Origin of the sequence: Microcystis sp. M44BS1, assembly GCF_020244875.1 — a bacterium.
Classification (GTDB): domain Bacteria; phylum Cyanobacteriota; class Cyanobacteriia; order Cyanobacteriales; family Microcystaceae; genus Microcystis; species Microcystis panniformis.
Window position 1 is genome coordinate 1 of record NZ_JADBVM010000249.1, and the last position, 14,265, is coordinate 14,265.

The following is a 14,265-nucleotide window of genomic DNA, read 5'->3' on the forward strand; positions in this document are numbered from 1 at the left end:
CTGGGGTATGAAAATTATATTTTAGTTAACGTTTTCCATCATATTATTATCGATGGTTGGTCAAAGGGCATTTTATTTAAAGAATTATCTGAATTTTATCAAGCATTTTTATCTAATTCAACCGTAGATTTACCCGAATTAACCATACAATATGCGGATTTTGCGGTATGGCAAAGACAATGGTTACAAGGTGAAATCTTAGAAAATCAGTTAAATTATTGGAAAAAACAATTAACGGCTGCTCCTCCTTTATTAGAACTTCCAACCGATAAACCCCGTCCAGCTACTCCCAATTTTCGAGGTCATAGTATCTCGTTTCAAATTGACTCAGAACTCACAGAAAAACTGAAACTTTTGAGCCAAAAGTCGGGGGTGACTTTATTTATGACCTTACTGGCTGCTTTAAACACTTTACTCTTCCGTTATAGTGGTCAAGATGATATTTTAATCGGGACACCCACCGCCAACCGAAACCGACAAGAAATTGAACCTTTGATTGGTTTTTTTGTCAATACTTTAGTGCTGCGGAATTCCCTAGAAGGAAATCCGACTTTTTCGGGATTATTACAGCAAGCTCGCAATGTTGTTTTAGAAGCTTATGCCAATCAAGATGTACCCTTTGAGCAAGTGGTTGATGGGTTAGAAATAGAACGAAGTTTAAGTTATAATCCCTTATTTCAGGTCATGTTTGCGCTGCAAAATGTCCCCCTCAATGCTTTAGAATTACCTGATTTAAAGGCTCAATATTTAGCCGTTGAAAACCAGAGAATTAAATTTGATCTCAGCTTAGTTTTAGAAGAAATAGAAACCGAAAAAGGAGCTTATTTAGAAGGTTTTTGGGAATATGATAGCGACCTATTTACTCCTGAAAGAATTAACCGCATGGTGGGTCATTTCCAAACTTTATTAAAGGGGATTGTAGCCAATCCTCAGCAAACCATCGGGGAATTACCTTTACTAACTGAATCGGAAAAACAGCAATTATTAGTAGATTGGAATCAAACTCAACAAGACTATCCTCAAAATCTATGTATTCATCAACTATTTGAAGCGTGGGTAGAACAAACACCAGATGCCATAGCACTAATTTTTAAAGGCGAACAGCTAACCTACCGAGAACTAAACAGCAAGGCGAACCAATTAGCCAACTATTTACAAACCTTGGGGGTAAAACCAGAAACACTGGTGGGCATCTGTATCGAACCTTCCCTTGAAATGATAGTAGGGATTTTAGGTATCCTGAAAGCAGCTGGCGCTTATGTTCCCATAGACCCTACTTATCCATCTGAGCGTATCGCTTATATGCTCGATGATTCGCAACTAGCAGTTCTATTGACTGAGGAAAAACTGGTCACCTCGTTACCACAGCATCAAGCACAAGTAATTTGCTTAGATTCCGATTGGAAAGAAATCTCTACCGAAAGTAAAAGTTACCCTATCACTAGCCTAACACCAGAGAACTTAGCTTATGTCATTTACACTTCTGGCTCAACCGGAAAGCCGAAAGGAGTTCTCGTTGCTCATCGAGGATTGTGTAATCTATCCCAAGCACAAATCAAGCTATTTAACGTGCAGCCAGATAGTTGTGTCCTTCAGTTTGCATCCATTAGCTTTGATGCTTCTATTTGGGAAATTGTCATGGCTCTTTGTGCGGGGGCAAGGCTTTATCTGGGAACGCGGGAAGAACTACAACCAGGACAACCTTTACTGGAACTGTTACAAGAGCAGGAGATTACCCATTTGACTCTTGTGCCATCAGCACTCACCGCTCTGTCCAGTGAGAACTTGCCAGCATTGCAGAATATCATTGTTGCGGGAGAACCCTGCCCTCCTTCTTTGGTTATTCAATGGGCTAGTGGACGGCGTTTTTTTAATGCTTACGGGCCAACGGAATCCACTGTCTGTGCTACAGTTGCACAATGCTTTGAAGACATGGATATGCTGCCCATTGGTCGTCCGATCGCCAACACCAAAATCTATATTCTTGATCGCTATCTCCAACCCGTTCCTATTGGTGTTCCTGGGGAATTACATCTTGCCAGCGTTGGATTAGCTAAAGGATATCTCAACCGTCCAGAGTTAACCGATTCTAAATTTATTGCTAATTCTTTTAGTCAAAAACTCAGTGATCGCCTTTACAAAACCGGTGATTTAGTTCGTTATGGAAACGACGGACAAATTGAATTTGTGGGTCGCATTGACAATCAAGTTAAGATTAGAGGTTTTAGAATCGAATTAGGGGAAATTGAAACCATTCTCAATCAACATCCCCAAGTTAAAGAAGCGATTATTATTGCCAGAGAAGATCAACCCGGTGTTAAGCGTTTATGTGCTTATGTGATTGCCTCTCAAAACTTAACTGTTTCTCAATTGCGTCTATTTTTGCAAGAAAAGTTACCCCAATATATGGTTCCTGCTTTCTTCGTTTTGTTGGACGCTTTTCCCCTAACTCCTAATGGTAAAATTGATCGTCGCGCTCTCCCACAACCTGCACTAGAATTAGAGGATGAAGCCGCCATCAATTTCATTCCGGGTACAGAAGCAGAACGCATTCTCGCTGAAATTTGGCAAAGGGTTTTAGGACTTAAAACTATTAGTATTAACGATAACTTTTTTGAATTGGGAGGAGATTCTATCTTAGCCATTCAAATTATTGCTCAAGCTAATCAAGCCGGATTACAAATTACTCCTAAACAATTATTTAGTCATCAAACTATCGCTCAATTAGCCACCGTAGCTCAGACAACTGCTATCACTGAAATTGACCAGGGATTAGTTACAGGTGAAGTCCCATTAACTCCGATTCAAAAATGGTTTTTTGAACAAAACTGGACCGAACGTCATCACTTTAATCAATCTATCTTGTTAGAAGTTCCCAATAATCTACAACCAGATTTATTAAAACAAACTATTTCTAAAATACTCTATCACCATGATGCGCTGCGGTTACGGTTTGTGCAACAAGGAGAACAATGGCAACAAAATCACAGCGATGATTGCAATAATTTTGCTTTTGAAAAGGTGGATTTATCCCATCTATCTTACCATGAACAATTGACCAAGATGGCAGAAATTTCTGAGGTTCAACAACGGTTACTCAACTTAGAGGAAGGACCCTTAATGGCGGTGGTTTTCTTCGCCTTTGGTGAGAGTGGAAAAATATTAATTATCATTCATCATTTAGCAGTAGATGGAATTTCTTGGCGGATTATCCTCGAAGATTTCGTTACGATTTACCAGCAATTAGAAAACCAAAAGCCTCTGCAACTTCCTCCTAAAACCAGTTCTTTTAAAACTTGGGCTGAGGAACTGCAAAACTATGCTAAAACCCCAGAGTTTTACGCTCAATTCAAGTATTGGCTAAACCGTGATTTTTCATCGGTTTTTCCTCTTCCTGTAGATATTCAGGGGGATACACAATCTAACATTGTTGCCCATGCCAAAACGGTTTCTTTCACCTTAAACGAAGAACAAACCCGCTTACTCTTACAGGAGGTTCCGCAAGCTTATAACACCCAAATTAATGATATTCTGTTGACCGCTTTAGTCCAAGCTTTTGGTCGTTGGACAGGAAATTATAAGCTTTTGCTTGACATGGAAGGTCATGAAAGAGAGAATGTAATTGAATCCGTGAATTTATCTCGAACTGTGGGTTGGTTTACCAGTATTTTTCCCGTATTTTTGACCTTAGAAAATCTTCACCATCCAGGCGAATGTCTCAAGTCCATTAAAGAGCAATTAAGACCAATTCCGAATCGAGGATTTGATTATGGAATTGGATATTATCTCAACTCAGATTTAACAATTCAATCCCCGTTAAAAAACTATCCAAAAGCTCAAATTAGCTTTAATTATTTAGGTCAATTTACCAGCCATCAAATCGGCGAGATAGGCTGGAAATTATCTCAAGCATCCAGTGGTTCCATTCATAGTCCTTTGGGACAACGTTCCCATTTAATTGCGATTCATGGAATTGTGGTTGATGGGCAACTTGATATAGAATGGCAATATAGTGAGAATTTTCATCACCAAACAACGATCAAAAATTTAGCCGCTGCCTATCGAGATTCTTTAGAAAGCCTGATTAACCATTGTTTATCGGTAGAAGGAGGCTATACTCCATCGGATTTTCCCGATGCGGATCTTAATCAGGTAGAACTAGATGAACTGCTTTCAGAACTCGATTTTTAACCTCAACTTAATGTTTACCCCTTATGCTTGATAACAACTATGTCACCTCCTAATCTTCCCAGTGAAATTGAAAATCGTAAAAGCGAACATCTGCGAGTTTGTATCGAAGAAGATGTAGAATTTCAACAACTTACAAGCGGTTTAGAAAAATATCGTTTTACCCATTGTTGTCTTCCTGAACTTGACCGCAGCGATATTGAACTGGGGACAACCTTTTTGGGGAAATCTTTAAAAGCTCCAATTCTCATCTCTTCCATGACCGGAGGAACGGAATTAGCCCATTTAGTCAATACTCGATTGGCAACGGTCGCTCAACGTTATGGTTTAGGGATGGGGGTGGGTTCTCAACGCATTGCACTCGAACAACCGGAATTAGCGCCGACCTTTGCAGTCCGTTCTCTGGCGCCAGATATTCTCCTGTTAGCGAATTTAGGGGCTGTACAGTTAAATTACGGCTGCGGTTTAGAAGACTGTTTAAAACTGGTGGAATTATTAGAAGCTGATGCCTTAATTTTGCATCTCAATCCTTTACAAGAATGGGTGCAATCGGAAGGCGATTCTAATTTTAAAGGGTTACTCGCTAAAATTCAGCAAATTTGCGTTCAATTGCCCGTTCCCGTCATCGCCAAGGAAGTCGGAAATGGCATCTCTGCGCCGATGGCCAAACAATTAATTGAAGCCGGAGTCGCCGCAATTGATGTGGCGGGGGCCGGTGGCACATCCTGGGCTAAAGTCGAAAGTCAAAGAGCCAAAGACAACAGACAAAGGCATCTCGGACAAGTTTTTGCCGATTGGGGTTTGCCTACGGCTGAATGTATTACCGCCATTCGGTCCCTCAATTCAACCATTCCTTTAATTGCTTCTGGAGGCTTAAAAAATGGCTTAGATCTTGCCAAATCTATCGCTCTAGGAGCCGATTTAGGAGGGTTAGCTCGACCGTTTCTCGTAGCAGCGATTGAATCAGAAGCCGCCGTTGATGAGTTAGTAAAATTTTTAATTGCTGAACTTGAAATTGTTTTATTTTGTACCGGAAATCCTAATTTATCCGCCCTTAAACATTCAGGAGCCTTAAAACCATGTTAAAGTTTTCAATGGAATTGTATTATCCCCAGCTTGATGTCAAAACTTTAAGCGTTGGCACTTTGGGTCCCAAAGAAACCAGCAGCGAACAAACCTTAAATTATCTAATTTCTCAATGGAAATTACAACAGATTTCGGTTAGTAGTCATTTATTTGATAGCTTTACAGATTTAAAAGAATCTTTACTCGACAATCAGATAGATTTGGCGTTAGTACCCCATGCCTATGAAAGAATTAATGATTTCTACATGGAACCGAGTTTTAAACTAGGTTTTATCTTCACCTATCCCACACCCGTTTACGGATTAGCCAAGCGAAAAAATGAAGAAATCGTTTTAGAAAATTGTACCCTGGTTACTCATCCCGCTCCTCTTCCTTTACTTCCCTATTTATTACCTGGCGACTTGAATCAAAACAATATTAAAATCACATTGGTTAATTCTACCAGTGTTGCCGCTATTCACGTTCAACAGGGGTTGGCAGATTTAGCCATTACCAATGAAAATGCCCTCCGAGAATATGATTTAGAATTTATTTCACAATATGGTAAAATTGAGATGAGTTGGTCTTTATTTCACAAAAAGGAAAACACCATGATTCAAAATATTTATTTACCTGTGCATACCTAAAAAAGCTCCCTATCCGCTCAAAATAGTTGCCTTCATCACATAAAAATAATTGAAATTTAACCTCTCAATTTCATTTTGAACCCGTCCCCTAAAATCATGTCTGAATTTTTCCCAATTCCCAAACCTATTAAACTCAATCCTCATGTAGAATTAGAGGTTTTTCAATGCCAAGACACCATTTTTCAGTTATACGTTATAGCTCCTAATGCTAAACTTGAATCCCACCAACATCCTGAAAGTCAAATTGGCATGGTATTCTCAGGAGAACTAGAACTGTATATTAAAGATGTGATTAAACCCTTAAGACCTTTGCAAGATGTTTATATAGCTGATGGCAATATTCCTCATGGTGCTTTTAATCCTTTGTCAGAACCGATGATTGGATTTGATCTTAAACGGATTACCTCTTCTTTACCTTCAGAAGACGTTGTATTAACCCTATCAAACAACCAAGATAAAATCACTCATTTACCTTGTCAATCGGTTAAGGGTTCTTGGTTTGAAATCGTGATGATGAAAATACCTTCTGGTTATTCCATTCCCCCACATCAAGGTGAGCAAGAAGAAATCGGATTTATTTTGAATGGAAAATTAGAAATTTTCATAGAAAATGAAGAACAGTGTTTAGAATATGGTCAAATTTATTATGCTCCTTCAAAAGTTTTAAAAAAGGGATATAATTCATCAAATCAAGATATTAATTTGATTAAAATTTTAATTTAGTTCGTTTTAGAATTTTAAGTTTAACCACAAAATGCTAGGAGAAAGTTTATGGATTTAGGATTAAAAGATAAAGTGGCTTTGATTACGGGAAGTAGTGCTGGAATTGGGTTTACCATTGCTGAAAAATTAGCAGAAGAAGGCTGTCACTTAATTATTTGTGGTCGCAATTCCCAACGATTAGAACAAGCTTATCAATCTCTGGCTCAAGCTTATCCTGCCCAACAAATTCTGCGTTTAGTGGCTGATGTCCATCAAGCTCAAGATTCTGAACAATTAATACAGGACTCTTTAAATCAATACGGCAAAATTGACATTTTAGTCAATAATTCTGAAGGAGCTAACTTTGCTGAAAATTTAATTGAAAACCTTTCCGATGAAGATTGGTTAAACGTTTTTCAAGGAAAATTAATCGGTTATATTCGCTTAACCAATTTAGTATTACCGATTATGAAAAAACAACATTGGGGAAGAATTGTTAATATCATTGGCACATCGGGAAAAGAGCCATCCCCTCGTTTAGTTAAATCTGGTGTTGTCAATGCAGCTTTAATGAATTTTACTAAATCAGTAGCTAGACAAACCGCCCCCTATAATGTTTTAATTAATAGTGTTAACCCCGGCATTATTGACACCCCTAGACATCGAGAATATTTAGAAATTTATGCCAAAAAGGAGGGAACTACCCCAGATTTAATCCGAGAAAGAATTCTAAAAACAATTCCCATGAATCGAATTGGTACGACTGAAGAATTTGCTAATCTCGTTGTATTTTTAGCTTCAGAATGTGCGAGTTATATAACGGGAATTACTATTCCCCTCGATGGGGGTTTATCCTCGTCAGCATTTTAAACTTATCCATCAAGTAAAAATCCACAACCACAAGGTTCATGAATAGCCAATCTAAATCTCAAATGTTAGACAAATTTGTTCCCTATTATCCGACTAAAGATACTCGTAACTCTCCCATTTTTTCCAGTATTATTAATAATTTTAATATTTGGAGGCTGCAACGCAAATTTAAACAGGAGATTCAACAAACTCCGGTGATCCTAGTTTATCAAATGGGTAAAGTTGGTTCTGCTAATTCTTATCTTGCCATTAAAAAAACTTTTGCAGGAAAAGCGGTGTATCATGTTCATAATTTAAACCCAGAAATTGTTGCCAAAATTTGGGATAAAATTAATCCTACTAGCGAGGGGGTGGAAGAAACCACAGAGACACAGAGGACACAAAGATCGATCAATCATATTGTAAGTTAAACTTATCACACAGAACCTAGAAGAGCCTTAAAGGTAATTCGTTCTAAGTTTGATTCAAGAAACTCACGCACATTTTTATTTAATCTATTGGTAAAAACAATGGTCACACCTCAACAATCTAAGGTTAGTAAAAAAGATATTGAATCCATTTATCCCCTTTCTACCATGCAGCAGGGGATGCTATTTCATTCTTTATATAATCCAGAATCAAAGACGTATTTATCACAAATTCAAATCACCTTGCAAGGCAATTTAGATATTAATGCGTTCCAACAAGCTTGGCAAAAAGTAGTAGATAGACATAGTGTTTTACGGACTTGTTTTGCTTGGAAAAAAACCAAACAGCCTTTACAAATAGTTAGAAAAAATGTCACCTTGCCTTGGTTTAATTATGATTGGCGATCGCATTCTCCCGCCGAACAAGAAACTAAATTTCAGAAATTATTAACCTCTGATAAAGAGCAATATTTTGAATTAGATAAAATCCCCTTACTTCGATGTCATTTAATTCAAGTCGAAGATCAAAAATATGAATTTATTAATACTGGACATCATATTTTATTAGATGGTTGGTCAACAGCAATTCTGTTGAAAGAAGTTTTCGAGTTTTACGCTGGACTCATCAACCATCAACCCGTCAATTTACCGACACCTCGCCCTTACCAAGACTATATTAATTGGGTACAACAGCAAGATCAAACTCAGTCCGAACGCTTTTGGCGACAAAATCTTCAAGGTTTTACCTCTCCGACCCCATTAGTAGTTGATAAACCGTTAAATCCTCTTGTTAATCAAAGTAAAAATTATCTTGATCAAAAATCAAAACTTTCTCCAGAAATTACCAGTCGTCTGAAATTACTCGCCCAAGAATATCGCCTTACTCTTTCTACCTTCATTCAAGGAGCTTGGGCTTTATTATTGCATCATTATAGTAGTGAATCTGATATTGTATTTGGGGCAACAGTTTCGGGACGACCGCCCAATTTTACAGGGATTGAATCGATGGTGGGGATGTTTTTAAATACCTTACCCGTTCGCATCCAAATTGAGCCTCAACTTGAATTATTAACTTGGTTTCAACAATTACAACAAGAGCATTTAGAACGAGAGCAATATAGTTATAGTTCTCTAATTGATATTCAAAAATGGAGTGAAATTCCTGCTCCTCATTCAGTTTTTGAAAGTTTTGTTGTCTTTGAAAATTTACCCTTTAGCGACAATGATAGTGAGAATTTAGGCGGTTTACAAGTCGGTGAAATGCAAGATTATGGCAATGCTGATTACCCCTTAACGGTGATTGTCACCCCTGGAGAAGCCTTAAGTATTAAAATTATTTATCCTCAAGAACGATTTGAAAATGACACCATTGAAAGGATGTTAGGTCATTTTAAAACCTTATTAGAAGGAATCACCATTAATCCCCATAGTCGGATTCAAGACTTAACTTTATTAACGGAAGCTGAACGTAAACTATTATTAATTGAATGGAATCAAACTGCACCAAAAACTCCCCTAAAACAGTGCGTTCATGAATTATTTGAGCAACAAACTCTCAAAACTACTTCAGCCATTGCCGTTGTTTTTCAAGAGCAACAATTAACCTACCAAGAACTGAATGAATACGCTAATCAATTGGCTCATTATTTACGAAAAATTGGGGTGAGTTCTCAATCTTTAGTGGGGATTTGTTTAGAACGGTCTGTTAATATGGTAATTGCCATTTTAGCGGTGTTAAAAGTAGGCGGTGTTTGTGTTCCCCTAGACCCAAACTATCCTCAAGAAAGACTTTCTTACATCCTACAAGACACCCAAATCAAAACCTTATTAACCCAAAAAGATTGTCAATCTCTCTTAAACAGTGAAACCATTTCTCAACGGATTTTATTGGATGAACAAGGGTCAGAAATTGCCTTAGAACCCAAGACTAATCTTGACAAACCCGTGAGTTTAAAGGATTTGGCTTATATTATTTATAGTTCAGGATCTACGGGTGTACCCAAAGGGATTATGATCCTGCATCAATCCTTAACGAGTATTATTGAGCATCATCAAGTAAAAATGTCATCCGCAAGGAATTTCTTACAATTTGCTCCCTTTAATTTCGATGTCAGCTATCACGAAATCTTTGCCGCTTTGTGTTTAGGGGGAAGCTTATTTATTGTTCCAGAAGATTCTCGCTTAGACCTGGCTAAATTGAGTCAATTGTTAGCAAATCACCCCATTCATAAAGCGATTTTGCCCGTTACTTTGTTACAACAATTAATTGAAACCTATAGTGAGGAAACCTACTTATTTGCTAACTTGCGTGAAATTATTTCAGCTGGAGAGCAATTACAAATTACTCCAACGATGATTTCTGCATTCAAAAAACTCGAACATTGTACCCTTTACAATTATTATGGACCCACAGAAGCAGATATCGTTACCAGTTATACCTTTGACCATAATCCTGACCTTTGGCCGAAGTATATTCCCATTGGTAAACCCGCAATTAATGTGCAAGTTTATATTTTAAATTCCCATCTTCAACCCTTACCCATCGGAGTCACTGGCGAGTTATATGTTGCGGGTGGCGGTTTAGCGCGGGGTTATTTTAACAATCCCCAATTAACCCAAGAAAAATTTATTCCTAATCCCTTTAGCGATAATTCATTGTTGTATAAAACTGGAGATTTAGCTCGTTATTTACCTAATGGAGACATTGAATATTTAGGAAGAATTGATGATGGGGTCAAAGTTAGAGGTTATAGAATTGAATTAGGGGAAGTAGAAACTATTTTAAATCAACATCCTCAAATTGCCCAAGCTGTTGCTACAGTTCAGGGAGAAACAGCTAGAGAAAAATATTTAGCCGCTTATTTTATTCCCCGTCTAGGTGAAACCATAAACCAAGTTGAATTACGTCATTTTCTTGAAAACTGGCTACCCGACTATATGATTCCCTCTGCTTTTGTTATGATGGAATCTTTTCAACTCAGTCCTAACGGTAAAGTTAATCGAAAAGTCTTACCAATACCCGATAAAAAACCCTTATCGTTAACTCAAAATTATGTCGCTCCTCGAACTGCAATTGAAGAAGTTTTAGCAGGAATTTGGGCAGAAATTTTAGAAGTCGAACGAGTTGGGATTGAAGACGATTTCTTTCTGTTAGGTGGGCATTCTTTAAAAGCGATTCAACTGATTAGTAAAATCCGTCAAACCTTAGAAATTGAAGTTTCTGTGCGTCAACTTTTTAATCACTCAACTATCAGCCAATTAACTCAAGTCATGATTGAATTAGTGGGGAATGAAGGGTTACTAAATGAAATTGCCGTAACAGTTCAAGAAATTTCTCAACTTTCACCAGAAGAAGTTCAAGCTTTATTATCTCAAAGCTGAACCTAAATGACTTAATCTTTCTATAATGGACATTGATTTAAACTGAAGGAAAAAAATGACAAATCATCTCTTTGATTTAACAGGTAAAGTTGCAATTATCACGGGTGCTGCCCGAGGAATTGGTCGGGTATTAGCGCAAGGGTTAGCACAAGCTGGAGCTAAGGTGGTAATTGGTGATATTAATCAAGTTGGTGCTGAACAAACGGTTCAACTGCTTCAAGAAGCAGGAGGTGAGGCCATCGCAATTGAGACCGATGTTCGTCAACGTCAAGCTTGTCAGAATTTAATTAACCAGGCGGTTGCTCATTATGGTCAACTCGATATTATGGTCTGTAATGCAGGGGTTGAAATTCTCAAAAACACTGATGAATTAGAGGAATTTGAATGGGATCAGGTTATTAATGTTGACTTAAAAGGTTATTTTAATTGCGCTCAACTCGCAACCAAACAAATGATCAAACAAGGAACAAAGGGATCAATTATTATGAATTCTTCTATCTGTGCTTTCGTTGCTGTTCCCAAATCTTCAGGAGCATATAGCGCCGCAAAAGGTGGTGTCAATCAATTAGTAAAATCCCTAGCGGTCGAATTAGCTAGTCACAAAATTCGAGTCAATGCTTTTGCACCGGGGTATATGAATAATATGATGGAAGGAACAGAAGGTTTACGTTCAACTTCCGATGAAATGGACGAATTATATACTAGAATTCCCATGAAACGAACCGGAGATTTAGAAGAGTTAATTGGCCCTGTCGTGTTTTTAGCGTCCGCAGCTTCCTCTTATGTAACTGGAGCAATTTTAATGGTAGATGGAGGTTATACTGCTATTTAGCATCAATAATTAAACAATTTTTAGGTTGATTTATATCCATTAAACCAACCTTCACTGAATTAATCCTATTTAACCCATGTCAAAAATGAACCATAACTCTCAAGACAAACAGAAATTACTCAAGCTGTTACTACAAAAAAAAGGAATCGGTGTAAAAACAAATACGATACCTTCTAGGAATCCATCTCAACTTGTACCGCTTTCTTTTTCTCAAGAACGACTTTGGTTTTTGTACCAATTAGAAGCTAACGGCTATACCTATAATATGGCGTTTCGCTTTCAAATTGAAGGGAATTTGGATATTGATATCTTTAGAAAAGCTTTAGAAACTATTATGCAACGTCATGAATTGTTGCGAACTTGTTTTCAAGAAGTTGACGAAATTCCCCGACAAATTATTAAACCGAAAATTCAGTTAAATTTGCCTTTAGTGGATTTACAGTCCTTATCTTCTAGGGAACAAACCCAAGAATTAGAGCGATTAACCGAACAAGAAATTTATACTCCCTTTGACTTAACCCAAGCTCCTTTAATGCGGACTTTTTTGGTTAAATTAAAAGCTGACTCTTATCTTTTATTTTTGAGTTTACACCATTCTATTTTTGATGGCTGGTCAATGAAAGTTTTACTACAAGAACTTTCTCGTTTATATGAAGCTTTTTTACAAAAACAATCTAATCCTTTACCCGATTTACCTATTCAATATGGTGATTTTGCCGTTTGGCAAAGACAACAGTTACAAGGAGATAAACTCACCCAGGAAGTTAATTATTGGCAACAACAATTAACCGGAATTCCACCCTTATTAGAAATTCCCACTGATCATCCTCGTCCTCCCATACAAACGTTTAAAGGCAATAATTGTACATTTAAACTAAGTCCAGAATTAAGCCAACACCTGAAAAATATTAGCCAAACGTCAACCGCTACTTTGAATATGACGCTGTTAACGGCGTTTAATGTTTTATTATATCGCTATAGCCGTCAAGAAGATATTGTGATTGGGATTCCCAGTGGCAATCGACAGTTTCCTGAAATTGAACCCTTAATTGGTTGCTTTGTTAATACCTTACCCATTCGGACTCAGTTTAAAGAAAATCTCTCATTTCAAGCTTTATTAAATCAAGTTAAACAAGTATTTTTAGAAGCTTATGAACATCAAGATTTACCCTTAGAAAAGGTGGTGGAAGTGGTAAATCCTGAACGAAATATAAGTTATAGTCCTTTATTTCAAGTGATGTTTTCTTGGGAAGATATGCTGCACATTAATCATTTTTCGATGGCGGATTTAAAATTAACTCCCGTTACGATGAATGCTTTAATTGCTCAATTTGATTTAACCTTAGCCATGCAAGAAACGGCGGAGGGTTTAGTCGGCTCTTTTGATTATAATTGCGCGTTGTTTAATCAAGACACGATTGAACGCATGATTACCCACTTTCAAACCTTGTTAGAAGGAATTGCAGTTAATCCTGAACAATCGATTGAATTATTACCTATTTTACCGTTGTCAGAACAAAAGTTATTAGCTCAATGGAATCAGACTAATATTGCTGAACATCCAAAGGTTTGTATTCATGAATTATTTGAACATCAAGTTTTAAAAAGCCCGAATGCGATCGCAATAGAATGGGAAAATGAAAAAGTCACCTATCAAGACTTAAATCATCGTGCCAATCAATTAGCTCATTATCTCCAATCTTTGGGGGTAGATTCAGAAGTTTTAGTCGGCATTTATCTAGAGCGGTCACTGTTAGTTATTGTCGGATTATTAGCAGTTCTCAAAGCTGGGGGAGCCTATATACCTTTAGACCCAGATTATCCTCAGCAACGGTTGACTTATATGGCAGAAGATGCCCAAATTTCTCTACTGCTAACTCAAGAAAGTTTACTCGATTCTTTACCAGCAGAAGATGTGGGGGTAATTGTCTTAGATAAATTAGCGGAGATATTGACAGTTCAAAGTCGAGAAAATCCCCTCAGTGAAGTAGTCCCAGAAAATCTACTATGCGTGTTATATACATCTGGTTCAACAGGTAAACCTAAAGGAGTGATGTTAACTCACGCAGCCTTAGTTAATCATAGTTGGGGCATTAGTGAAGTATTCGGTTTAACAGAATCTGATCGCGTTTTACAGTTTGCTTCCTTTGGCTTTGATGTCGCTGCCGAAGAA

General features: G+C 37.5%; 9 protein-coding genes. All 9 read left to right on the forward strand.

Annotated elements, in window-relative coordinates; genetic code table 11:
- On the forward strand, positions 1–4,191 hold a 4,191-nt coding region (locus IM515_RS19570; RefSeq protein WP_287698142.1), incomplete at its 5' end, for a non-ribosomal peptide synthetase.
- Positions 4,192–4,230: 39 nt separating this feature from the next.
- Positions 4,231–5,274, forward strand: a complete 1,044-nt coding sequence (fni, locus tag IM515_RS19575; RefSeq protein ID WP_287629112.1) for a type 2 isopentenyl-diphosphate Delta-isomerase — start codon at positions 4,231–4,233, stop codon at positions 5,272–5,274.
- Positions 5,268–5,900, forward strand: coding sequence for a LysR family transcriptional regulator (locus IM515_RS19580; RefSeq protein ID WP_287629113.1), 633 nt, complete (start codon positions 5,268–5,270; stop codon positions 5,898–5,900). Before fni ends, IM515_RS19580 begins: the two co-directional genes overlap by 7 nt.
- Positions 5,901–5,996: 96 nt before the next feature.
- On the forward strand, positions 5,997–6,623 hold the full coding sequence (locus IM515_RS19585; protein ID WP_287629114.1) for a cupin domain-containing protein: 627 nt from the start codon (positions 5,997–5,999) through the stop codon (positions 6,621–6,623).
- 48 nt (positions 6,624–6,671) lie between these two features.
- Complete coding sequence (locus IM515_RS19590) at positions 6,672–7,472, forward strand: SDR family oxidoreductase (RefSeq protein ID WP_287629115.1); 801 nt, start codon at positions 6,672–6,674, stop codon at positions 7,470–7,472.
- Between the two features lie 38 nt (positions 7,473–7,510).
- Positions 7,511–7,882, forward strand: coding sequence for a capsular polysaccharide biosynthesis protein (locus IM515_RS19595; protein ID WP_287629116.1), 372 nt, complete (start codon positions 7,511–7,513; stop codon positions 7,880–7,882).
- A gap of 99 nt (positions 7,883–7,981) precedes the next feature.
- Entirely contained in the window at positions 7,982–11,260 is a 3,279-nt protein-coding gene (locus tag IM515_RS19600; RefSeq protein ID WP_287629117.1) for a non-ribosomal peptide synthetase, read from the forward strand.
- Between the two features lie 55 nt (positions 11,261–11,315).
- A complete protein-coding gene (locus IM515_RS19605) occupies positions 11,316–12,092 on the forward strand; it encodes an SDR family NAD(P)-dependent oxidoreductase (protein ID WP_002788508.1) in 777 nt (258 codons plus the stop codon).
- Positions 12,093–12,168: 76 nt separating this feature from the next.
- Positions 12,169–14,265: non-ribosomal peptide synthetase (locus IM515_RS19610; RefSeq protein WP_287629118.1), on the forward strand; the 2,097-nt coding region annotated here is incomplete at its 3' end.